Genomic DNA, 23,527 nt, shown 5'->3' with positions numbered 1-23,527 from the left:
TGTGCGGAGTCGTGGGTGCGGAAGCGGGTCAGCGTCGGCGGGCCAGCGACAGGGTTCGGTGGGCCGCCGCCACCACCGCCGCGTCGATGAAGGTGCCGTCCTGCAGGGCCTGGGCGCCCTGCTCGGTCGTGGCCGCCTTGATGATCGTCTCCGCCTGCTCCAGTTCCGCCTCCGTGGGGAGGTAGGCGCGCTCGATCACCGGGAGCTGGCGGGGGTGGATGGCCGCCCGGCCCAGGAAGCCCAGGGTGCGGCCTTGGGCGCAGGACGCCGCCAGGCCCTCCAGGTCGCGGATGTCGGGGTGGATCGACTGGGACGGCGGGGAAAGGCCCGCCGCCCGGGCGGCCACGATGACGCGGGAGCGGGACCAGTCGAGGCCCGCGTCGCCGCGTACGCCCAGGTCGGCCCGTAGGTCCGCCTCGCCGAGGGAGATGCCGCGCAGGGCGGGGTGGGCGGAGGCGATCGCGTGGGCGCGTTCGATACCGAGGGCCGATTCCAGGAGGGCGTGCAGCGGGGTCGTGCCCGGCGCGGCGGGTGGGGTCGTCTCGGCGAGGTGGATGACCTGTTCGGCCGAGGTCACCTTCGGGAGGCGGAGGCCGGCGAGGCCGGGGAGGGCGGCCAGGGCCGCGAGGTCCTTCGCCGCCGTCGGGGTGTCCAGGGCGTTCACGCGGACGTGGACGGGGACGGGATGCCCCGGTTCGCGGAGCAGTTCGGCGGTGGCCTCCCGGGCGTAGTCCTTGCGGTCCGGGGCCACCGCGTCCTCCAGGTCGACGATGACGATGTCGGCGCCGGAGGTCAGGGCCCTGGCGACCACATGGGGGCGGTCGCCGGGGGCGTACAGCCAGGTCAAGGGGTGCGGGACGGACGGAACGGTCCTCTCCGGGCTCGTCACAGGGCGCCCTCCTCGCGCAGGGCCGCCAGTTCTGCGGGGGTCAGGCCCAGGTCGGTGAGGATGTCGTGGGTGTCCGCGCCGTGCGGGCGGCCCGCCCACCGGATCGTGCCGGGGGTGGCGGAGAGGCGGAACAGGACGTTCTGCATGCGGAGCGGGCCCAGCTCCGGGTCCTCGACGGTGGTGATCGTGTCGAGGGCCGCGTACTGGGGGTCCGTCATGACGTCTCGTACGTCCTGGATCGGGGCCACCGCCGCCTCCGCCTTCTCGAAGGCCGCGAGGACGTCGGCGCGGGTGTGGCGGGCGATCCAGTCGCCGACCGCCCGGTCGAGGACGTCGGCGTGCCGGGCCCGGTCGGCGCCCGTCGCGAACCACGGTTCCTCGATCAGCTCGGGGCGTCCCACCAGGTGCATCACCCGCTCGGCGATCGACTGGGCGGAGGTGGAGACGGCGACCCAGGTGCCGTCGGCGGTGCGGTAGGTGTTGCGCGGGGCGTTGTTCGCGGAGCGGTTGCCGGTGCGTTCCTGGACGTAGCCCAGCTGGTCGTACCAGGTCGGCTGGGGGCCGAGGGCCAGCAGCATCGGTTCGATGAGGGCCATGTCGACGACCTGGCCCTCGCCGGTGCGCTCGCGGGCGGTCAGTGCCGTCAGTACCGCGTACGCCGTCGCGAGGCCCGCGATCGAGTCGGCCAGGCCGAAGGGCGGGAGCGTCGGGGGCGCGTCCGGTTCGCCGGTGACGGCCGCGAAGCCGCTCATCGCCTCGGCGAGGGTGCCGAAGCCCGGGCGGTGGGCGTAGGGGCCGAACTGGCCGAAGCCGGTGACGCGGGTGAGGATCAGCCGGGGGTTGGCGGCGGCGAGCTCCGGCCAGCCCAGGTCCCATTTCTCCAGGGTGCCGGGGCGGAAGTTCTCGATGACGACGTCGGCGGTGGCGGCCAGGCGCAGGAGGGTGGCGCGGCCGCCGGGCTTGGAGAGATTCAGGGCGATGGTGCGCTTGTTGCGGCCCAGGACCTTCCACCACAGGCCCACGCCGTCCTTCGACGGGCCGTGACCGCGGGAGGGGTCCGGTTTCTCGGGGTGCTCGACCTTGATGACCTCCGCGCCGAAGTCGCCGAGCATCGTGGCGGCGAGGGGGCCGGCGAAGAGGGTGGCCAGGTCGAGAACGCGTACGCCGGTCAGAGGGGCTTGGGGCGCCTGGGTTGCCCGGGCGGCCCGGGTCGTCTGAGTCGCCTCGGTCATGACGGGTACCGCTCCTCGATCTCGGGGCGGTACGGCATCGACGCCGTGGCACCCTCCCGCTGGACCGACAGTGCTGCCGCCGCGGACGCCCACGTCAGCGCGTCCCGCATCGGGCGTCCCTCGCCGAGGGCCACCGCGAGGGCGCCGACGAACGTGTCCCCGGCGCCGGTGGAGTCGACGGCGGTGACCTTCGGCGCGGGGACGGTCACGGGGTCGGCGCCGCGCGTGACGTAGAGGCTGCCGGCGGCGCCCAGGGTGACGACGACCTCGGGCACCCGGTCGAGCAGCGCGCCGGCCGCCTCGCGCGGGTCGGTGCGGCCGGTGAGGGTGGCGGCCTCGTGCTCGTTGGGCACCAACAGGTCGATGGCGGCGAGGAGTTCGTCCGGGAGCGGTCGGGCGGGGGACGGGGTGAGGACCGTACGGACGCCGTGCCGGTGGGCCGCCTGGGCGCCGGCCACCACCGCGGGCAACGGGATCTCCAGCTGGAGCAGCAGCAGGTCGGCGGAGGCGATGACGCCCTCGTCGCCGGGGCTGAGGTGGTCGAGCGTGCCGTTCGCGCCGGGGATCACGACGATCGCGTTGCCGCCCTCGTCGTCCACGACGATGTGCGCGGTGCCGGAGGGGCCCTCGACCGTGCGGAGGTCGTCGGTGTCCACGCCGGAGTGTTCGAGGGTGGAGCGCAGCTGGGTGCCGAAGGCGTCGTTGCCGACGGCGCCGATCATCAGGACGTCGCCGCCCGCGCGGGCCGCCGCGATCGCCTGGTTGGCGCCCTTGCCGCCGGGGATCGTACGGAACTCCCGGCCCGTCACGGTCTCGCCGCGCTGCGGGGCCTTCTCGACATAGGTGACTAGATCCATGTTCGTGCTGCCGAGCACGACGATGCCGGTCATGGGTGGGGGGCCTCCAAGGGGGTGAGCCGGTGGGTGAGGTGGGCCAGTGCGTCGAAGCCGGTGCCGTTGAAGTCGGCGACGGAGGTGGCGAGGCGGTTCTTGAGGGGGGCCGTCCAGCGGTCGGGGAGGGAGGTGGGGGCGCCGGCGAGGAGGGCGGCGATGCTGCCCGCGGTGGCGCCGTTGGAGTCGGTGTCCCAACCTCCCGACACGGCACGGCAGATGGAGCCGGTGAAGTCGCCGTTGGCATGGGTGAGGGCGGCGGCGATCAGGGCGGTGTTGGGGATGGCGTGGACCCAGTGGTGGGTGGGGGCGTGGGCGGCGTGGAGTTCGTCCACGACCGTGTCGAAGTCGCCGTGGCGGTCGGCCAGTTGGATGGCGTGCTGGACGGCCTGGGCCAGGCGGGACGTCGGGGGGATCACGGTGAGGCCCGTCCGCAGGCAGGTGTGGATGTCGTGCGGGCCGGTCGCGGTCGCCGCCTGTGCGATGACCGCTGCCGTGAACATCGCCGCGTAGACGCCGTTGGCGGTGTGGGTGAGGGTGGCGTCGCGGTGGGCCTGTTCGGCCGCGGCGGCCGGGTCGCCGGGGTTGGTCCAGCCGTGGACGTCGGCGCGGATGAGGGCGCCGATCCATTCGCGGAAGGGGTTGCGGTGGCGGGCCGTGTGCGGGGGGTCGATGCCGGTGAGGAGGTTGCGGTAAGCGATGCGCTCGGCGGTGAAGGTGCGGCCGGCCGGGAGTTCGTCGAGCCAGAGACGGCCCACGTCGGTGGTGGTGAAGGTCCTGCCGTGGCGCTGGAGCAGGAGGAGGTTGAGGAGGGGGTAGTTGAGGTCGTCGTCCTCGGGCATGCCGTCGATGTTCTCGGCGAGTGAGGTGTGGGTCGAGCGGCGGTTCCAGGGGTGGGCCGCGAGGAGTTCCGGGGGGACTCCCCGGGCGGTGAAGTAGGTGTTCAGGGGCCGGTTGCCGGCGGCCTCGGCCAGTTGGCGGATGGCTTCGAGGGGGAGCTTCTCCACGGGTTTGCCGAGCAGACAGCCGATGGCCCGGCCCAGCCAGGCGGCTTCGTAGCGGGCCGGGGTGGGGACGCCTGCCGGAGCCGGCGCGGGCCAGGACGGGCAGCCGGCCTTGATCCTCGTGAGGTCGGTGGGCTCCCTGTCCGCCAACCTGCTGGGCAGGTCCGCCAGTTCATCCAGCAGGTCCTCGGCCAGAGTCCGCAGATATCTCGACGCAGGTTCGGGCGACGCCCCCGCACGCAGCGGTGCCGCTCTGCCCCCCGCCGCGCTCCAGCGCGCCGCGATCGCCGACGGCTCCCGTCCGTCCAGGGCCGCCTGTCGTAGCTCATGGCCGATCAGGTCCTCCGGCTGGACCCAGGTCAGTCGGAGCATGCTCGGCCCCCCAGCTCCGTGAACGCCGCCTCGTGCGCCCGGCGTCGGCGTACGTCCCGGGTGTGGATCTCCCTCGTGACCTCCGCCAGGGTGCGGGGCGGCTCCCAGAGGTCCAGGCGGCTGGCTTCCGCGACCGTCTTCGACCAGTCCTCGGGGGGTGGTGAGCCCAGGGCCCCGGCCAGGGCGCCGGTCATCGTGGCGATCGAGTCGCAGTCGCGGCCGTAGTTGACGGCGCCCAGGACCGCTCGGCGGTAGTCGCCGTCCGCGATCAGCAGCATGGCTAGAGCGACGGGGAGTTCCTCGATGGCGTGCAGGCGGGAGGGGCGGCGCGCGTCGAGGGAGGGCCGGCGGTAGTCGGGGCCGACCGTGTCGTACGGGGTGACCGCCTCCCGGAGCGGGACGAGGGCCGACTCGAAGTCCGTGTGGGCGCTCGCCACTTCACAGGTCTTCTCGATCGCCGCCCTCGTGCCGTCCTTCGCCAGGGACAGGCAGGTCGAGATGACCGAGTCGGGTGTGGCGCCGGGGGTGCAGGCCGCCGCCACGGCCGCGGCGAGGACGCCCGCCGCCTCGCGGCCGTACGACGACTGATGCGCGCCCGCGATGTCCAGTGCCTCGGCGTACGCGGCCCTCGGGTCGGCCGCGTTGACCAGGCCGACCGGGGCCATGTACATCGCCGCACCGCAGTTGACGATGTTGCCGACGCCGGCCTCCCGCGGGTCCACATGGCCGTAGTGGAGGCGGGCCACCAGCCATTTCTCCGCCAGGAAGACGCGGTGCAGGGGGAGCGCCTCCGCCTCCAGCTCCGGGATCCAGCGCGGGTTCGTCATCAGGTCCGGGACCAGGTGGTCGGCGACCGCGTACGCGTCGAGGTGGTCGCGGACCGTCGCGTAGACGCGGACCAGCGCGTGCGTCAGCAAGGTGTCGTCGGTGACGTGCCCGTCGCCCTTGTGGTACGGCGCGATGGGACGGGCCGTCCGCCAGGCGTCGCCGTTCCAGGGGCCGACGATGCCGTGGACACGGCCGCCGTGGCGTTCCACGATCTGGTCGGGGGAGTAGCCCTCCACCGGGCCGCCCAGGGCGTCGCCGACCGCCGCGCCGACCAGGGCGCCGGTGATCCGCTCATCGAGATGCGGACCACTGCTTTCTTGTGATTTGGGCGTCATGCACCGAATCATCCTCCTGGTCGGGCCGGTTGTGCGGCTTCCAGGAGTTCGGCGAGTTCCACCAGGTCAGTGCCGGTGAGGCGGGGGAGTACGCAGCCGGAGAGGGTGCGGCAGGTGTCGCGCCAGGACGCCGGGATCGACGTACCGCCGCCGAGCGCGCCGGTCAGTGCGCCGGCCAGCGCGGGTGCCGAGTCGGCGACCCGGGACAGGCATGCCGCGGCGGGGACGGCCTCGGCGATACGGCCGTGCGCGGCGACCGTGAGGGCGAGGGCGACCGGGACCGTTTCGGCGGCGGCGATGCCGTAGCTGTAGACGTGGTCGACGATCTGGTGTTCCAGGAGGGGGATCAGGGCGAAGGCGCTGTCGGCGTTCCGGGCGAGCGTCAGGGCGTGGCGGGCGTTGCGGCCGATCTCCGTCTCCTCGGGGAGTTCGGCGAGGGCCGCTGTTACGCAGGCCGTGGCGCTCGCGCCGGTCAGGGCCAGGGCCACGGCCGCCGCCATCGCCCTCGCGCCGTGCACGCCGTCGCCGTCCTGGGTGTAGCGGGCGTCGAACTCGGCGAGGGCGGCCGCGCGGTGGGGGTCGCCGGGGTGGGCCACGGCGAGGACGCAGGCCCTTACGCAGGCCGCGTCGTCGAAGTAGTGCGGGTTGTCGTGGCCGGTGGCGGGTGGGCGGAGGCCGGTGGCGAGGTTGCCGAGGCCGGCGCGGACGGAGATGCGGGCGCGCAGGGGGAGGATGGCCGACTCGACCTCGGGGGCGCGGTCCGCTGCGGCGGCTACTTCGCTGGCCACGGCGTTCCAGGTCAGGTCGATGGCGGCTCGGGTGCGGCGTTCTCGGCTGAGGTCGCCGAGGGCTGTGTCGTCGCCGGCTCGGAGTACGGCTTCTGCTGCGAAGGCTGCCCATTCGGCGTCGTCCGAGGGGCCCAGGCGGAGGGGCTCGGGGGGTTGGTTGAGGGCGATGGGGACGGGGAGGGTGGTTGTGGCGTTGTGTTCGGCGAAGGTGTCGAGTTCGCGGGTGAGGCGGCGGGTCCATTCGGGCATGCGGGCGGCTCGGTGGCGGGCGGCGGGCCAGCCGGCGGCGTCGCCTGCGGCGAGGCCCAGGAGGAGGCCGAGGACTCTTTGACCGGCCTCGGCCTCGGCCTCGCCTTCGGCCGGTTGTTTCCCACCCGCACCGCCCGTGCGGCTCTCGTCGTCGGGTGCGGGTGGCCCCGGTGGGGCGTGCTCGCCGTCGGCGGCCGCCAGGTCGGTGGGCTGGGGAAGGGGGGTGCTGCCGGTGGTCGCCAGGTCGGGTGGCCGGGGAAGGGGGGTGCTGCCGGTGGTCGCCAGGTCGGGTGGCCGGGGGAGGGGCGTGGCGTCGGTGGTCGCCAGGTCGGGTGGCCGGGGGAGGGGCGTGGCGTCGGTGGTCGTGCGATCGGGCGGCTGGGGAAGAGGCGTGGCGTCGGGCGTCGTGGGTTCCGTGGGCTGGGCTAGGGGCGTGGTGTCGGCTGCCGTGGGATCGGGTGGCTCGGTGAGCAGCGTGGGGTCGGTTTCGGGGGGTGTCGCTGTCGGGGCCCCTTCGTCCCATGGTGTGGGCGGTCTCATCGGCGGGTCCCTTCGACCGTTGCCGTTGCCGTTGCCGTTGCCGTTGCCGTTGCCGTTGCCGTTGCCGTTGCTGGGGTTGGGGTTGGGGTTGGGGTTGGGGTTGGGGTTGGGGCTGGTGCCGGTGCCGGTGCCGGTGCCGGTGCCGGTGCCAGGGCCGGGGTTGGTGCGGGTGCCGGGGTCGGTGTTGTCGGCTGTGGGTCGGGTGTGGTGCAGCCTCCCGGGGGCCACTTTCTGTCCTCTCCCGGTACCAGCAGCTCCGCCACGTCCAGTACGTGATGCCCGGCCATTGACGGCAGGCAGCTGCCCCTCGCCGGGCCGATCGCCGTCGCCCACTCCGTCGGGATCGCCGACTCGCCGTGTGTCGCGCCCGCCAGTGCCCCCGCCACCGCCGCCGTCGTGTCCGCGTCCCGGCCCATGTTCACCGCCGTGAGGACCGCCTGGACGAAGTCGCCGTCCGCCGCCGCGTACGCGCCGAAGGCCAGGGCGACCGCCTCGGGGGCCAGGTCGGTCCACGGGTAGCCGCCGATCACCACCGCGGAGCGGACCGCGCGTTCGCCTCGGTGGGCCACCGCCACCGCCCTCCTCAGTGACCTGGCCGTCCAGGAGTCGTCCGGAACCACCGCGAGCGCCGAGGCGACCACCGCGATCGTCGGAGCGCCCGCCATCGCCGCCGCCACGCCCGCCGCGACCGCCTGGCCGCCGTAGATGCCCTCACCGTCATGGCTCACCGCACCGTCGATCGCCACCAGACGGGCCGCTTCCGCGGGGCGGCCCGCCGCGAAGACGCCGAACGGGGCCGCCCGCATGGCGAGGCCGTCGCTCCAGGCATGGCGGTGCTGGGCGGAGATGGGGGCGGCCAGGCCACGGCGGAGGTTCTCCAGCGTGCCGCGTTCGCTGAAGCCCGCGCCCCTGAACGGGCCCTCCGCCCGGTCCGCGATCCACTCGTGCCAGGCCGTGTCCACATGGGCCGGGGTCAGGGCCGAGCCGTGGCGGGCGAGGAGGAGGCCGGAGAAGATCGCGTACTCGGTGTCGTCGGTGCCGCAGGGGTTGTCGGTGACGTATCCCGTGATGCGGCCCCAGCGGGCGCGGATCTCGGAGGGCTTCATGTTCTCCGCCGGGGCGCCCAGCGCGTCGCCGACGGCCAGGCCCAGGAGTGCGCCGCGTGCCCGTTCGCGGAGTTCGGCGGCGTTCCCGGGCGCCGGAACCGAGGGGATGCAGGCGGTCGATGGCATGCGCGGCCTCTCCTCCGGGGGCTCCGCCCAGGGCGTGGAGCCCTTTGCGGATGTGTCCCACCGTCGGCGGTTGACCTGAGCCTCGGAGGGGTCGGTGTCACCCGGTCGACATCTGTGCGCACCCACACACGAATGAGCCTTCTAAGGGAAAACCGCAGGTTAGCCCAGCCTTTCCTTGCTGGCGGAGTGGAATTTCCAGGCGTAGATTCAGTGTTGTCCAAGAATAGAACATGTCTAAAGGAAGCCTTTCCTAAGCTTCCCGAACCTCCTGGGGGACCCTCATGGCGATCATCGAGACCGAGGCCGCGCTGCACGAGGCGCACCGTGACAACCACACGCACCGCGATGTGAACGGCGGCTGGCTGCGCCCCGCCGTCTTCGGTGCGATGGACGGGCTGGTCTCCAACCTCGCCCTGATGACCGGTGTCGCCGGTGGCGCGGTCAGTCACCAGACCATCGTGCTGAGTGGACTGGCCGGGCTCTCCGCCGGCGCGTTCTCCATGGCGGCGGGTGAGTACACCTCCGTGGCTTCGCAGCGCGAGCTCGTCGAGGCCGAGCTGGACGTCGAGCGGCGGGAGCTGAGAAAGCACCCGAAGGACGAGGAGGCCGAGCTCGCCGCCCTCTACGAGGCGCGGGGCGTCGAGCCGGAGCTCGCGCGGGCCGTCGCCGAGCAGCTCTCCCGTGATCCGGAGCTGGCCCTGGAGATACACGCCCGCGAGGAGCTCGGCATCGACCCCGGCGATCTGCCCTCGCCGATCGTCGCCGCCGTCTCGTCGTTCGGGTCGTTCGCGCTGGGTGCCCTGCTTCCCGTACTGCCTTATCTGCTCGGTGCGACGGCGCTCTGGCCTGCCGTGCTGCTCGCGCTCGTCGGGCTGTTCCTGTGCGGTGCCGTGGTGGCCAGGGTGACGGCGCGGAGCTGGTGGTTCAGCGGGCTGCGGCAGCTCGCGCTCGGGGGTGCCGCGGCCGGTGTGACGTACGCCCTGGGCAGCTTCTTCGGAACGGCCGTAGGATAGTTCGACTGGAACTTATGCGTTGGGCCGCATAAGTAGCCGTTACTCGCTGGTTTCGGATGCATGACCACGGGGCATGAGCCGTAAGCGCTGTGGGCAATGACGCCTGGGGCGCACTCGCGGGGTGGGCGACGACGCCCCCTCCGCCCCTCGGATCGACGGACATGGACCTGTCCCGCTCGGTCCCCACATACTTCAAGCCACGTGCGCGGGACCCCCGCCGCAAGCCGTGGCGTCCGCATGTTGGAACGGAGTATCCCGGTTCCCGAGAACCGTTCCATCATGTAACCTGCACGAAATTTTGCGATCACGCAGAGGGCCAACGTCGTCCCTCGGCACCTTGCATATGCCACATGACGACGACGGGAGAGCCGATGCGTACGCCGCGCCAGCCGTCCCAGCACTCCGCGAATGGCCAGAACTGGTCGTTCATGGATGCTCGCCCTGCTGCGCAGGGTATGTACGACCCCCGCAACGAGCGCGACGCCTGTGGCGTCGGGTTCGTGGCCACCCTCACCGGCGAGGCGAGCCATACGCTGGTCGAGCAGGCGCTCACCGTTCTGCGTAATCTCGAACACCGTGGTGCCACCGGCTCCGAGCCCGACTCGGGTGACGGCGCGGGCATCCTTTCCCAGGTGCCGGACGCCTTCTTCCGTGAGGTGGCCGGGTTCGAGCTTCCCGCGGCCGGTGGCTACGCCGTCGGTATCGCCTTCCTGCCGGAGGAGGGGACCCAGGACGCCGTCTCGCGGATCGAGACGATCGCGTCCGAGGAGGGCCTCACCGTCCTCGGCTGGCGCGAGGTTCCCGTCGCCCCCGAGCTGCTCGGTGCCACGGCTCGCTCGACGATGCCGGCCTTCCGGCAGATCTTCGTCACCGACGGTACTTCGGAGGGCATCGCCCTCGACCGCAAGGCCTTCGTGCTGCGCAAGCGCGCCGAGCGCGAGGCCGGCGTCTACTTCCCGTCGCTGTCGGCCCGCACCATCGTCTACAAGGGCATGCTGACCACGGGTCAGCTGGAGCCCTTCTTCCCGGACCTGTCCGACCGCCGCTTCGGCTCGGCCGTCGCCCTCGTCCACTCGCGCTTCTCCACGAACACCTTCCCGTCGTGGCCGCTGGCGCACCCGTACCGCTTCGTCGCGCACAACGGTGAGATCAACACCGTCAAGGGCAACCGCAACTGGATGGTCGCCCGCGAGTCGCAGCTGGTCTCGGACCTGTTCGGATCCGACGACAAGGCCCTGGACCGCATCTTCCCGGTGTGTACGCCGGACGCCTCCGACTCGGCGTCCTTCGACGAGGTGCTGGAGCTGCTCCACCTCGGCGGCCGTTCGCTCCCGCACTCCGTGCTGATGATGATCCCGGAGGCGTGGGAGAACCACGACTCCATGGACCCGGCCCGGCGCGCCTTCTACCAGTACCACTCCACGATGATGGAGCCCTGGGACGGCCCGGCCTGTGTCACCTTCACCGACGGCACCCAGGTCGGCGCCGTGCTCGACCGCAACGGTCTGCGCCCCGGCCGCTACTGGGTCACCGACGACGGCCTCGTCGTCCTCGGCTCCGAGGTCGGCGTCCTCGACATCGACCCGGCGAAGGTCGTCCGCAAGGGCCGCCTGCAGCCCGGCAAGATGTTCCTCGTCGACACCGCCGAGCACCGCATCATCGAGGACGACGAGATCAAGGCCGCCCTCGCCGCCGAGCAGCCGTACGCCGAGTGGCTGGAGGCCGGCGAGATCGAGCTGACCGATCTGCCCGAGCGCGAGCACATCGTGCACACGCACGCCTCGGTCACCCGCCGCCAGCAGACCTTCGGTTACACCGAGGAGGAGCTGCGCGTCATCCTCGCCCCGATGGCCAAGGCCGGTGCCGAGCCGATCGGTTCGATGGGCACCGACTCGCCGATCGCCGCGCTGAGCGACCGCCCGCGTCTGCTCTTCGACTACTTCACCCAGCTGTTCGCGCAGGTCACCAACCCGCCGCTGGACGCCATCCGCGAGGAGCTCGTCACCTCGCTGCACAGCTCCCTCGGCCCGCAGGGCAACCTGCTGGAGCCGACGGCCGCCTCCTGCCGCTCGGTCACCCTGCCCTTCCCGGTGATCGACAACGACGAGCTGGCCAAGCTGATCCACATCAACGCCGACGGCGACATGCCGGGCTTCAAGGCCGCGACCCTCTCCGGCCTGTACCGGGTGCACGGCGGCGGTGACGCGCTGGCCGCGCGTATAGAGGAGATCTGCGCCGAGGCCGACGCCGCCATCGAGAACGGTGCCCGGCTGATCGTCCTGTCGGACCGCCACTCGGACGCCGAGCACGCGCCGATCCCGTCGCTGCTGCTCACCGCGGCCGTCCACCACCACCTCATCCGCACCAAGCAGCGCACCCACGTGGGCCTGCTGGTCGAGGCCGGTGACGTCCGCGAGGTCCACCACGTCGCCCTGCTCATCGGCTACGGCGCCGCCGCGGTCAACCCGTACCTGGCGATGGAGTCCGTCGAGGACCTGGTCCGCGCGGGCACCTTCCTGTCGGACATAGAGGCCGAGCAGGCCATCCGCAACCTGATCTACGCCCTCGGCAAGGGCGTCCTGAAGGTCATGTCCAAGATGGGCATCTCGACGGTCGCCTCCTACCGCGGCGCCCAGGTCTTCGAGGCCGTCGGTCTCGACGACGCCTTCGTGGAGAAGTACTTCAACGGCACGGCCACCAAGATCGGCGGCGTCGGCATCGACGTCATCGCCAAGGAGGTCGCCGCCCGCCACGCCAAGGCCTACCCCGCCTCCGGCATCGCTCCCGCGCACCGCGCGCTGGACATCGGCGGCGAGTACCAGTGGCGCCGTGAGGGCGAGCCGCACCTGTTCGACCCGGAGACGGTCTTCCGCCTCCAGCACTCCACGCGCACCGGTCGCTACGACATCTTCAAGAAGTACACCGAGCGGGTGAACGAGCAGTCCGAGCGCCTGATGACGCTCCGCGGGCTCTTCGGCTTCAAGTCCGACCGCCAGCCGATCTCGATCGACGAGGTCGAGCCGGCCAGCGAGATCGTCAAGCGCTTCTCCACCGGCGCCATGTCGTACGGCTCCATCTCCAAGGAGGCGCACGAGACCCTCGCCATCGCCATGAACCAGCTGGGCGGCAAGTCCAACACCGGTGAGGGTGGCGAGGACCCGGACCGTCTGTACGACCCGGCGCGCCGGTCCAGCATCAAGCAGGTCGCGTCCGGCCGCTTCGGTGTGACCTCCGAGTACCTGGTCAACGCCGACGACATCCAGATCAAGATGGCCCAGGGCGCCAAGCCCGGCGAGGGCGGCCAGCTGCCCGGCCACAAGGTCTACCCGTGGGTCGCCAAGACGCGTCACTCGACGCCGGGTGTCGGTCTGATCTCGCCGCCGCCGCACCACGACATCTACTCCATCGAGGACCTGGCCCAGCTGATCCACGACCTGAAGAACGCGAACCCGCAGGCGCGGATTCACGTCAAGCTGGTCTCCGAGGTCGGCGTCGGCACGGTCGCGGCGGGTGTGTCCAAGGCGCACGCGGACGTCGTCCTGATCTCCGGGCACGACGGTGGTACGGGTGCTTCGCCGCTCACCTCGCTGAAGCACGCGGGCGGTCCCTGGGAGCTCGGCCTCGCCGAGACCCAGCAGACGCTGCTGCTCAACGGCCTGCGCGACCGCATCGTCGTCCAGACCGACGGTCAGCTGAAGACCGGCCGTGACGTCGTCATCGCCGCGCTGCTCGGCGCCGAGGAGTTCGGTTTCGCGACCGCGCCGCTCGTCGTCTCCGGCTGCGTCATGATGCGCGTCTGCCACCTGGACACCTGCCCGGTCGGCATCGCCACCCAGAACCCGACCCTGCGGGACCGGTTCACAGGCAAGGCCGAGTACGTCGTGAACTTCTTCCGGTACATCGCCGAAGAGGTCCGCGAGATCCTCGCCGAGCTGGGCTTCCGCTCCATCGAGGAGGCCGTCGGCCACGCCGAGACGCTGGACGTCACGCGTGCCGTCGACCACTGGAAGGCGCAGGGCCTGGACCTGGCCCCGCTGTTCCACGTGCCCGCGCTGCCCGACGGCGCGGTGCGCCACCAGCTGATCGAGCAGGACCACGGCCTGGAGAAGGCGCTCGACAACGAGCTGATCAAGCTCGCCGCCGACGCGCTCGCCGCGGACTCCGCGACCGACGCCCAGCCGGTGCGCGCCCAGGTCAAGGTCCGCAACATCAACCGCACGGTCGGCACCATGCTCGGCCACGAGGTGACGAAGAAGTTCGGTGGCGCGGGCCTGCCCGACGACACCATCGACATCACCTTCACGGGCTCCGCCGGCCAGTCCTTCGGCGCCTTCCTCCCGCGCGGTGTCACGCTGCGCCTGGAGGGCGACGCCAACGACTACGTCGGCAAGGGCCTCTCCGGCGGCCGTGTGATCGTCCGCCCGGACCGGGCCGCCGACCACCTCGCCGAGTACTCGACGATCGCGGGCAACACCATCGCCTACGGCGCGACCGGCGGCGAGCTGTTCCTGCGCGGCCGCACCGGCGAGCGGTTCTGCGTCCGCAACTCCGGCGCGACGGTCGTCTCCGAGGGCGTGGGCGACCACGGCTGCGAGTACATGACCGGTGGCCACGCGGTGGTCCTGGGCGAGACGGGCCGTAACTTCGCGGCCGGTATGTCCGGCGGCATCGCCTACGTCATCGACCTCGACCGCGACAACGTCAACGTCGGCAACGTCAGCGCCGTCGAGGCCCTCGACGACACCGACAAGCAGTGGCTGCACGACGTGGTCCGCCGCCACCAGGAGGAGACCGGCTCCACGGTCGCCGAGAAGCTCCTGGCCGAGTGGGACACCCCTGGAGCAGGGGTCGAGCGCTTCAGCAAGATCATCCCCAGCACGTACAAGGCAGTGCTCGCCGCCAAGGACGCCGCCGAGCGAGCCGGTCTGTCCGAGACCGAGATCACCGAGAAGATGATGGAGGCGGCGATCAATGGCTGACCCGAAGGGCTTTCTGAACCACGGCCGCGAGGTCGCCAAGTCCCGCCCGGTCGACGTACGTCTGAAGGACTGGAACGAGGTCTACGTCCCCGGCTCCCTGCTGCCGATCATCAGCAAGCAGGCCAGCCGCTGCATGGACTGCGGTATCCCGTTCTGCCACAACGGCTGCCCGCTGGGGAACCTCATCCCCGAGTGGAACGACTACGCCTACCGCGAGGACTGGTCGGCCGCGTCCGAGCGTCTGCACGCCACCAACAACTTCCCGGAGTTCACGGGCCGCCTGTGCCCGGCCCCGTGCGAGTCGGCGTGTGTGCTCGGCATCAACCAGCCGGCCGTCACCATCAAGAACGTCGAGGTCTCGATCATCGACAAGGCGTGGGACGCGGGCACCGTCGCTCCGCAGGCCCCGGAGCGCCTGTCCGGCAAGACCGTCGCCGTCATCGGCTCGGGCCCCGCGGGCCTGGCCGCCGCCCAGCAGCTCACCCGGGCCGGCCACACCGTCGCCGTCTACGAGCGCGCGGACCGCATCGGAGGCCTTCTCCGGTACGGCATCCCCGAGTTCAAGATGGAGAAGCGGCACATCAACCGCCGTATCGAGCAGATGCGCGCGGAGGGCACCCGCTTCCGCACCGGCATCGAGATCGGCCGCGACCTCAAGGCGACCGACCTGAAGAAGCGGTACGACGCGGTCGTCATCGCCGCCGGCGCCACGACCGCCCGTGACCTCCCGGTCCCCGGCCGTGAGCTCAAGGGCATCCACCAGGCCATGGAGTACCTGCCGCTGGCCAACAAGGTCCAGGAGGGCGACTTCGTCACCGCTCCGATCTCGGCCGAGGGCAAGCACGTCGTCGTCATCGGCGGTGGCGACACCGGCGCCGACTGCGTGGGCACCGCCCACCGCCAGGGCGCGGCCTCCGTCACGCAGCTGGAGATCATGCCCAGGCCGGGCGAGGACCGTGCCGCGCACCAGCCGTGGCCGACCTTCCCGATGCTGTACAAGGTCACGTCCGCGCACGAGGAGGGCGGCGAGCGGGTCTACTCCGTCTCCACCACCCACTTCGAGGGCGACGAGGACGGCAACGTCCAGTGGCTGCACCTCACCGAGGTCGAGTTCATCGACGGCAAGCTGACGCCGAAGCCGGGCACGGAGCGCAAGATCCCCGCCCAGCTGGTCACCCTCGCCATGGGCTTCACCGGTACCGACCGGGAGAACGGCCTCGTCGAGCAGTTCGGCCTGGACCTCGACGAGCGGGGCAACATCGCCCGCGACGCCGACTTCCAGACCAACGTGCCGGGCGTCTTCGTCGCCGGTGACGCGGGCCGCGGCCAGTCGCTCATCGTGTGGGCGATCGCCGAGGGCCGCTCGGCCGCCCGCGGCTGCGACCGCTTCCTGACCGGCGCCAGCGACCTGCCGGCACCGATCAGGCCGACGGACCGCTCGCTGATGGTCTGACGGCACCACCGGTGACCTGACGGTCACTCACATACGTCCCGTACAACGGCGTACGGAACACAGACGGCGCCTGCCCCTTGTCCCCGACCGGACGAATGGGCAGGCGCCGTCGCCTTTCTCAGATGGCTCGCAGTCGCACGGTCACCGGGGCCGGATCATCCGGCACGGGCAGCGACTCCACGGTCAGCGCGTCCCCACTCTCCACGACTCCGCTGCCGGACCGGTCGAGGTGGGCGTTCACCACGACCCGCTGCCGTGGCCCCCAGTCCGCCGACAGCCGGAAGGACACGCTGACCGTGCCGTGCCCGTCGTACGAGACGTCCTGAGCCGTCGCGGTGAGTTCCCGTGAGGGAGCGTCGGCCACCGTCACGTCGAGCACGCTCACCCGCAGGACGGCCTCGTCGAAGGCGCCCAGGTCGGGAGTGAGCAGTACCCGCCCGGAGACAGTGGCCATGTCACGCTCGTTCGCTAGGAGTTGAGCACGGCGTACCGCGCCTCGATGTCGACCGGACCGCCCGTGAGGTTGCGGATCTCGATGAAGTACTTGATCAGGTTGCTCGCCTGACGGTCCACCTGGATCTTCCACTCGACCTGGGCGTTGCCGTCCACCATGGGCCACGTCGGTACGACCGTCCAGTCGACCCGCCACGCCTCCGGCCAGCTGTGCGTGAACCAGCGGCGGCTGGTGTTCGCCGGTACCTGTCCGCGGAACTGCACTCCCAGAATCATGACTCTCCCCCTTCCTTCGGGGCCTCCGGTGCGACCCCGCCGTCCTGCAGACTCTCCGCGGCCGGGACCCCCGCGACGCCTCCGCCGTCCTGTGCGGCGCCCAGCGGCGCGTATCCGGCGCCCGCGAACTCGGGCCCGCCGATGCCGCTGCCGGTCCCGCTGACGGCCGTTCCCGCCGGCGCGTCCGGCGCCCCGCTCAGGCTCGGCGCCGGACCCGCGTCGACCGCGTCGGCCCAGCCCGCGGGCATGGACTCGCCCGGCATTCCCATCGGTTGCATGGTTCCCCCTGTTTCTCGGATCGCGAGTGCTTCCCGGACCCCGTCAGGTCGCGTTGGCGCCCCAGCCCAGCACGTCGTAGCGGGCCTGGATGTCGACCGGACCGCCGGTCAGATTGCGGATGTTGAGGAAGTACTTGAGCAGTCCACCCGACTGCCGGGTCACCTGGACCCAGGACTCGATCTGCGCCTCCCCGTCCACCACGGGCGCGGTCGGCACGACCGTCCAGTGGACGTACCAGTGCGCCGGCCAGCTGTGCGTGAACCAGCGCCCGACCTGCCCGGCCGCGACCCGCCCCGTGAACTGCACACCGGAGAACCGCGCCGGCGACTCCAGGGCGGCGTACATCGTGCGGACCGCGAGACAGTCGCCGGGGCTCAGGCCCTGCCGCTGGCCGATCTCGATGTTCTGCCGGGGCACGATGGTGTCCTGGCCGTTGGCGGAGAACGCCCAGCGCGGGTAGTGCATGATCGAGTGGTAGTCGTAGGCGCCGACGTCGTCGCCGTCGGTGATGTGCTGGTTGAAGTTGTGGGCCATGCCCTGCTGGATGTTGGCCCAGTGGATGGTGACGAACTGGTCCCGGTCCTCCCGGCTCTGCTCGTGCCAGAGCCCGACCGCATGCCCGATCTCATGGATGGCGGCGCCCAGTTCGCAGCCCTGGCCCAGCGTGATCTGCTGGACGTTGCCCCGCCGGCCCACGGCCGAACTGCAGCCGCCGCCGGGCACGAACCGGATGAAGTCCGGGTACTGCGCCGCGTTCTGGGGCGTGCGCTGCACGAAGCGGATACGGGTGTTGCGCACCCAGTGGTCGATCGCGCCGGTCACCCGGGCCTGGTCGGGCAGGGCCGGGTCGATCTCGTACGGCACCAGGCCGTTCACCCAGCGGAACTGCTGGCCGGGCAGGATGACCCCGTTCTCCTCCAGCGCCACCGCGTGCTCGACGGAGATCTGCTTGGACTCGATCAGGTCGAGGACGATGTCGCCCTCGAACACGGGCTGCCCGTCGACCTCGGTGTACTGGACCGCCTTCGGCCCCTTGCCGGCCAGCTGGACGAGACCCGCCAGCACCTCCGGTCCGACCTGGTAGGGCCCGAACCCCGAACCGGCGGCGGCCGGTTCGGCCGTGTCGGCTGCCATGGCGTCCCCCTTGTTTGACGTTGTTCCCCCTTGGGGTGATTAACGTCGATGAGACGCCATCTTTCGTCAATGGTGGGCGGAGGCGGCTTTTGTCTCGTACGTCTGGCCAGGGCGACTAGGGCACCTTGTACGTCTCCCCGTACACCTGCCACACCAAGGGAGTGGCGAGCTTGAAGTTGCCGTCGTAGAGGAACCGGCGCTGGGCGGTGTCGATGCGCGTGGTGTCGATGTCCTGCTTCTTCTTCCGCATCGCCTTCTCGCGGACGTCGAGGAAGATGTCGAGGTACGCCTTCTCCGAACCGCCCTCGGACGGGGAGTTCGCCTCCCGCAGGGCGCTTTCGCGCAGGCCGTAGAAGCTGGTGGCGTTGGTGCCGGGGCCGTGGAAGACCATCGCGTCGTAGTAGACGAACTGGCCCAGCGTGCCCAGGCCGTCGAGCTTGGCGAGCCGGACCGCGGGGTTGAAGTACACGCGGTCGCGTTCGGTGTCCTGCGCCTTGCGGAAGGCGGCGACCTTCGACTCGGCCTTCCAGGCGGCGGTGAAACCGGGGTCCAGGCCCTCGTGGGAGTCGCTGCCGTCGACCTTGCGCAGGGCGGGCAGGTACGCGGCGAGACCGTTGCCCGGATGGGCCTTGGTGTAGTTCTCGACCAGGGTGAGCAGATCGTGGGTGCCGGTGCAGAAGCCGATGATGCCGGCCGTGTAGCCCTGGCCGTCGCCGATGTCCTCGATGTAGCCGTAGGCGCCGCGCCAGTTCAGGGTGGAGTTCTCGGCGCTGGCCACGATCTGCTGCGCCAGCTCCTTCTCGGCCGGGTCGGCCAGCCCCGGCGGCAGCTGAGCGATCAGCTTGTCGTCCGCCGCACGCTCCTGCTCGGCCCGGCTCTTGGCCTCCTGACGGGCATCCTGCCGGGCGTCGGTGACGGCGGGGCCCGCGGGGCCGTCGGCGGAATCGGTGGGGACCAGGAAGTAGGCGGCCGCCGTGATGGCGACCGGGACGGCCGCGAAGAGCAGAATGCCGGTACGTCTCACTGCGGCACCCCTCCGCCGGCCAGTTCCGAGGCCCTGGCCACCGCGACCATCGCCAGCAGCACCAGCAGGCCCACACAGGCGACCGCCTGGATCAGGGCCTGCCGGGGCCCTCGCGGAGTGTACGCGTAGGCGAGGGTGACCGCGGCCCCCGTCAGCAGTCCGCCGAGGTGACCCTGCCAGGAGGTGACGCTCGCGGAGAGCAGCAGCCACAGCAGCAGGAACACCATGAACCGGTTGACGGAGCGCATGTCGGCGCCGACCCGGCGGGCGAGGACGTAGTAGGCGGCACCGAGACCGAAGATCGCGCCCGACGCGCCGACCGACTCCACGTGCTGGTCGGTGAGCACCAGCTCGAACACCGCACCGCCCAGCGTCGCCAGCAGATAGAGCGCGAGGTACCGGACCCGGCCCAGCATGGGCTCCACGATCCGGCCGAGCTGCCACAGCGAGAGCATGTTCATCACGATGTGCAGCAGCCCGAAGGTGCCCTCGGTCGGCGGCAGGTGGAGAAACCCGCTGGTCAGCAGCCGCTCCCACTGCCCGGCGACCACGCCCTCGGCGTGGAAGTCCGAGGGGTGTCCCGGGTCGTAGACGTAGTAGCCGCCGTCCGGGCCGACCATCCGCGCGCCGAGCATCGCGAACCGGTCCACGATCTCCGGGCGCACCACCTCGGCCGCATAGGCGAGCATGTTCAGCCCGATGAGCACCGAGGTCACCAGCGGCGTCGCCGAGATCCGGCCGCCGACGATCGTCCGGGCCTGCCGCACCGACCGGGCGCCCTCCTTCACGCACTCCACGCACTGGTGGCCGACGGCCGCCTCCCGCATGCAGTCCGGGCAGATGTAGCGCTCGCAGCGCGTGCAGCTGACGTAGGACTCCACCTTGGGATGGCGATAGCAGGTGGTGACGGTGGACTCGGACTCCACGGCCGGCTCCTCATGGGGACTGGACGAACGATGAGCCGGTGGGGACGGCGTCGAACAAAATAGCCAATGCCCGGGGACGGAGGGAGAGGTGGGGCCACGGTGTCGTAACCTCGGCAGCCGGACCAGTGCGTCAAGGGGGAAACAGGACATGGCCGCGATCAGTCTCAGCAAGGTCGAGGAGACCGCGCCCGCGCTGGTCAGCCTGTACAAGAGCGCCGGGGTCTCGCTCCGGAGGAACGGGCTGGACGGGGTGCGGGCCGCGGTCTATCTGGTGGTCGACTACTCCGGGTCGATGAAGCCGTACTACAAGGACGGCAGCGTGCAGGCGCTCGCCGACCGGGTGCTGGGGCTGTCGGCGCACTTCGACGACGACGGGACCGTGCCGGTGGTGTTCTTCTCCACCGACGTCGACGCCGAGACCGAGATCGTGCTGGCCGACCACCAGGGGCGGATCGAACGGATCGTGGCCGGGCTCGGGCACATGGGCAAGACCAGCTACCACCTGGCCATGGACGCCGTCATCGACCACTACCTGGACAGCGGCTCGACGGACCCCGCCCTGGTCGTGTTCCAGACCGACGGCGGCCCCATCAACAAGCTCGCCGCGGAACGCTACCTGTGCAAGGCGGCCCGGCTTCCGCTCTTCTGGCAGTTCATCGGCTTCGGCGATCCGGACAGCAAGCAGTTCGACTATCTGCGCAAGCTCGACGAGCTGTCCGTCCCGCACAAGCGGATCGTCGACAACGCGGGGTTCTTCCACGCCGGTTCGCAGCCGCGCAAGGTGTCCGACGCCGAGCTGTACGACCGGCTGGTCGGGGAGTTCCCGCAGTGGCTGGCGGCGGCGCGGGCCCAGGGGATCGTCCCGCCGGCCTGACCCGTCGACCGGTTGCCCGCACCGTTGGCCCGGCCCAGGGGGCCGTGTCACTCTGAGGTGATCCGACGGGAAGGCGACGACTCATGGACGGCGCACGATCGGGGAACGAGGGAGCGGCGGCCCGGCGACCGGCTCCGCCGCCGAAGGGCGAGAAGATCGCCGACTGGGCCGACGGGCGACTCGGTATCTATGCCCTGGCCAAGGCCAATATGCGCAAGGTCTTCCCGGACCACTGGTCGTTCATGCTGGGCGAGGTCTGCCTCTACAGCTTTCTCGTCCTGATCCTCACCGGCGTCTACCTCACCCTGTTCTTCGAGCCGAGCACCAACGAGGTCGTCTACAACGGCACCTACGAGCCGCTCAACGGCGTCCTGATGACCAGGGCCTACGAGTCCACGCTCGACATCAGCTTCGACGTGCGCGGCGGGCTGCTCATCCGGCAGATCCACCACTGGGCGGCGCTGGTCTTCGTCACCGGCATGCTGGTGCACATGATGCGGGTGTTCTTCACCGGCGCCTTCCGCAAGCCGCGCGAGCTGAACTGGGTGTTCGGCTGGACCCTGCTGATGCTCGGCATCATCACCGGCCTGACCGGCTACTCCCTCCCCGACGACCTGCTGTCCGGCACCGGTCTGCGGTTCGCCCACGGCGCCATCCTGTCGATCCCGATCGTGGGGACGTACGTGGCGTTCTTCCTCTTCGGCGGGGAGTTCCCCGGCGAGGACTTCATCGCCCGGCTCTACCCGATCCACATCCTGCTGCTGCCCGGGATCATGCTGGGCCTGGTGGTCGCCCACCTGATCCTGGTCTTCTACCACAAGCACACGCAGTACCCCGGCCCCGGCCGCGACCAGAAGTCGGTCGTCGGGATGCCCTTCCTGCCGGTGTACATGGCCAAGGCGGGCGGCTTCTTCTTCCTGGTCTTCGGCGTGCTGGCGTTCATGGGCGGCGTAGCGAGCATCAACCCGGTGTGGGCCTTCGGGCCCTACCGGCCGGACATGGTCACCACGGGCGCGCAGCCCGACTGGTACCTCGGCTTCTCCGAGGGCCTGATCCGGGTGATGCCGGGATGGGAGATCAACCTCTGGGGCCACACTCTGGAGCCGGGTGTCTTCATCCCCTTCTCGCTCTTCCCGCTGATCCTGCTCGCGCTCGGCGTGTATCCCTTCATCGAGGCGTGGGTCACCGGCGACAAACGCGAGCACCACATCCTCGACCGGCCCCGCAACATGCCCGTGCGCACCGGCCTCGGCGCGGCCTGGCTGAGTCTGTACGCGGTGCTGCTGATCGGCGGCGGCAACGACGTGGTGGCCACGCATCTGCATCTGTCCATCAACGTGATCACCTGGTTCGTGCGGGTCGCGGTCTTCGTGGCACCGGTCATCACCTTCACCGTGACCAAGCGCATCTGTCTCGGGCTGCAGCGCCGGGACCGGGCCAAGGTGCTGCACGGCCGGGAGACGGGCACCATCAAGCGGCTTCCGCAGGGCGAGTACATCGAGGTCCACGAGCCGCTCACCCAGGGGCAGCTGTTCACCCTCACCCAGCACGAGCAGCCGCCGCCCTACGAGGTCGGCCCGCCGGTCGACGCCAACGGCGTGCGGCGCCGGGTGGCAGCGAGCGCGCGGGTGCGGGCCCGGCTGGCGAAGGCGATGTTCGGGCCCCGGACCCGGATCACCAAGCCGACGGTGGAGGAGTACCGCGAGGTCACCAGCGGCGATCACCACTGAGCACCTCGGCCCGGCACACGTCCGGGCCGCCCCAGGCGGTGCGCAGGGCGCGGGCCTTGGTCAGCCAGAGCGACAGGTCGTACTCCGCCGTGTAGCCGATCGCGCCGTGCAGCTGGAGCGCGGTACGGGCGGTGGCGTACGCCGCCTCGCACGCCGTGACCTTGGCGGCCGCGATGTCGGCGGGCGCCATGGTGAGCGCGGCGCCGAACAGCAGGGGCCGGGCGAACTCCAGGGCGATCTTCGCGTCGGCCAGACGGTGCTTGACGGCCTGGAAGGAGCCTATGGGCGCGCCGAACTGGGTGCGCTGCCTGACATAGGTGACGGTCTTGTCGAGCAGGGCCTCACCGACGCCCAGGGCTTGGGCGGCGGTGGTGAGACGGGCGTATGCGAGGGCGTCGGCGGCGGACACGACGATCTGTTGACCTGCGGCGAGGAGTTCCCCGCCGGAAGGGAGCGGGCTGAGACGGCGGGCCGGGTCGAGGGAGGGGCGCAGGGCGCCGGGGGCGGGCGCCGGTGCCAGCCGCAGCTCATGCGCCGGGCGGCCTGTCCCGGCTGGGCCTGCCGCCGACCCCGTAGGGACATCCGCCCCCGACACCGCCAGCCGTAGGTCCGCCGCATCCGCGTCCAGGGCGTAACCGGCGTGGCTCAGTGTCACCATCGCCTCGCCCGCCCCCAGCGCGGGCAGGAGCCGCTTGGCCGGGCCGGGTTCCGGTATCCCGGCGAGCAGCGCCGCGGCCGCGACGGTCTCCACCAAAGGTCCCGGCACCGCATGACGCCCCAACTCCACGAACGCCACGGCGAGTTCAACAGGCCGGGGCCCCAGCCCCTCGTACGCCTCCGGAACCGCCAGCGCGAACACCCCGGCCTCGGCGATACGGGACCACAAAGCACGGCCCCTCGCATGCTCGCCCCGGCTCCAGTCCCGTATGACCGACGGCGTGTCCGACCTCGCCAGCATCGCGCCCAGCGATCCGGCGAAGGCCCGCTGCTCGGCGTCGAGAAGGAAGCGCATCAGTACCGCACCCCC

General features: G+C 71.2%; 19 protein-coding genes. 5 read left to right on the top strand and 14 right to left on the bottom strand.

What is annotated here, in order from left to right; translation table 11 throughout:
* Nucleotides 1-28: 28 nt before the first annotated feature.
* The 7 genes from POF73_RS24675 to POF73_RS24645 form a co-directional block, all read right to left on the bottom strand.
* Entirely contained in the window at nt 29-889 is an 861-nt protein-coding gene (locus POF73_RS24675; protein ID WP_272119174.1) for an HpcH/HpaI aldolase/citrate lyase family protein, read from the bottom strand.
* Entirely contained in the window at nt 886-2,121 is a 1,236-nt protein-coding gene (locus POF73_RS24670) for a CaiB/BaiF CoA transferase family protein (RefSeq protein WP_272119172.1), read from the bottom strand. The genes POF73_RS24675 and POF73_RS24670 overlap by 4 nt, the downstream gene beginning before the upstream one ends.
* On the bottom strand, nt 2,118-3,011 hold the full coding sequence (rbsK, locus tag POF73_RS24665; RefSeq protein WP_272119170.1) for a ribokinase: 894 nt from the start codon (nt 3,009-3,011) through the stop codon (nt 2,118-2,120). The genes POF73_RS24670 and rbsK overlap by 4 nt, the downstream gene beginning before the upstream one ends.
* Entirely contained in the window at nt 3,008-4,387 is a 1,380-nt protein-coding gene (locus POF73_RS24660; protein ID WP_272119168.1) for an ADP-ribosylglycohydrolase family protein, read from the bottom strand. Before POF73_RS24660 ends, rbsK begins: the two co-directional genes overlap by 4 nt.
* On the bottom strand, nt 4,375-5,550 hold the full coding sequence (locus POF73_RS24655) for an ADP-ribosylglycohydrolase family protein (RefSeq protein ID WP_272119166.1): 1,176 nt from the start codon (nt 5,548-5,550) through the stop codon (nt 4,375-4,377). Before POF73_RS24655 ends, POF73_RS24660 begins: the two co-directional genes overlap by 13 nt.
* A gap of 8 nt (nt 5,551-5,558) precedes the next feature.
* Nucleotides 5,559-6,830: an ADP-ribosylglycohydrolase family protein gene (locus POF73_RS24650; protein ID WP_443049646.1), complete on the bottom strand. Its 1,272-nt coding sequence runs from the start codon at nt 6,828-6,830 to the stop codon at nt 5,559-5,561.
* Between the two features lie 293 nt (nt 6,831-7,123).
* Nucleotides 7,124-8,359 (bottom strand): ADP-ribosylglycohydrolase family protein, encoded by a 1,236-nt coding sequence (locus POF73_RS24645; RefSeq protein ID WP_272119164.1) that lies wholly within the window; start codon nt 8,357-8,359, stop codon nt 7,124-7,126.
* 281 nt (nt 8,360-8,640) lie between these two features.
* Between POF73_RS24645 and POF73_RS24640 the strand changes: the two genes are divergently transcribed.
* The 3 genes from POF73_RS24640 (at nt 8,641) to POF73_RS24630 (ending at nt 15,804) form a co-directional block, all read left to right on the top strand.
* On the top strand, nt 8,641-9,372 hold the full coding sequence (locus tag POF73_RS24640; protein ID WP_272119162.1) for a VIT1/CCC1 transporter family protein: 732 nt from the start codon (nt 8,641-8,643) through the stop codon (nt 9,370-9,372).
* A 371-nt stretch (nt 9,373-9,743) separates the two neighbouring features.
* Entirely contained in the window at nt 9,744-14,351 is a 4,608-nt protein-coding gene (gene gltB / locus POF73_RS24635; protein ID WP_272119353.1) for a glutamate synthase large subunit, read from the top strand.
* Nucleotides 14,344-15,804 (top strand): glutamate synthase subunit beta, encoded by a 1,461-nt coding sequence (locus POF73_RS24630; RefSeq protein ID WP_272119160.1) that lies wholly within the window; start codon nt 14,344-14,346, stop codon nt 15,802-15,804. The genes gltB and POF73_RS24630 overlap by 8 nt, the downstream gene beginning before the upstream one ends.
* Nucleotides 15,805-15,922: 118 nt before the next feature.
* Here the strand turns inward: POF73_RS24630 and POF73_RS24625 are convergent, their stop codons facing one another.
* The 6 genes from POF73_RS24625 to POF73_RS24600 form a co-directional block, all read right to left on the bottom strand.
* The gene (locus tag POF73_RS24625) at nt 15,923-16,258 is read right to left on the bottom strand and encodes a YbaY family lipoprotein (protein ID WP_272119158.1); all 336 of its coding nucleotides are present in this window, start codon (nt 16,256-16,258) and stop codon (nt 15,923-15,925) included.
* 14 nt (nt 16,259-16,272) lie between these two features.
* Complete coding sequence (locus POF73_RS24620) at nt 16,273-16,533, bottom strand: hypothetical protein (RefSeq protein WP_093907081.1); 261 nt, start codon at nt 16,531-16,533, stop codon at nt 16,273-16,275.
* Complete coding sequence (locus tag POF73_RS24615; RefSeq protein ID WP_272119151.1) at nt 16,530-16,802, bottom strand: hypothetical protein; 273 nt, start codon at nt 16,800-16,802, stop codon at nt 16,530-16,532. The genes POF73_RS24620 and POF73_RS24615 overlap by 4 nt, the downstream gene beginning before the upstream one ends.
* Before the next feature lie 52 nt (nt 16,803-16,854).
* On the bottom strand, nt 16,855-17,946 hold the full coding sequence (gene legP / locus POF73_RS24610; RefSeq protein ID WP_272119148.1) for a Dot/Icm T4SS effector Zinc-dependent metalloprotease LegP: 1,092 nt from the start codon (nt 17,944-17,946) through the stop codon (nt 16,855-16,857).
* 115 nt (nt 17,947-18,061) lie between these two features.
* Nucleotides 18,062-18,970 (bottom strand): chitosanase, encoded by a 909-nt coding sequence (locus POF73_RS24605; RefSeq protein ID WP_272119147.1) that lies wholly within the window; start codon nt 18,968-18,970, stop codon nt 18,062-18,064.
* Entirely contained in the window at nt 18,967-19,896 is a 930-nt protein-coding gene (locus POF73_RS24600) for a rhomboid family intramembrane serine protease (RefSeq protein WP_272119145.1), read from the bottom strand. The genes POF73_RS24605 and POF73_RS24600 overlap by 4 nt, the downstream gene beginning before the upstream one ends.
* Before the next feature lie 148 nt (nt 19,897-20,044).
* Between POF73_RS24600 and POF73_RS24595 the strand changes: the two genes are divergently transcribed.
* Nucleotides 20,045-20,770, top strand: a complete 726-nt coding sequence (locus POF73_RS24595; protein ID WP_272119143.1) for a vWA domain-containing protein — start codon at nt 20,045-20,047, stop codon at nt 20,768-20,770.
* An 83-nt stretch (nt 20,771-20,853) separates the two neighbouring features.
* The gene (gene qcrB / locus POF73_RS24590) at nt 20,854-22,500 is read left to right on the top strand and encodes a cytochrome bc1 complex cytochrome b subunit (protein ID WP_272119141.1); all 1,647 of its coding nucleotides are present in this window, start codon (nt 20,854-20,856) and stop codon (nt 22,498-22,500) included.
* Here qcrB and POF73_RS24585 read toward each other — a convergent pair.
* Complete coding sequence (locus POF73_RS24585) at nt 22,478-23,512, bottom strand: acyl-CoA dehydrogenase family protein (RefSeq protein WP_272119139.1); 1,035 nt, start codon at nt 23,510-23,512, stop codon at nt 22,478-22,480. The two genes, qcrB and POF73_RS24585, sit on opposite strands and share 23 nt — an antisense overlap.
* Between the last annotated feature and the right edge of the window lie 15 nt (nt 23,513-23,527).

Source organism: Streptomyces sp. HD (assembly GCF_028369295.1).
GTDB lineage: Bacteria > Actinomycetota > Actinomycetes > Streptomycetales > Streptomycetaceae > Streptomyces.
Note: the sequence above shows the minus strand (reverse complement) of the source record. Positions and strands in the feature narration are given on the sequence as shown.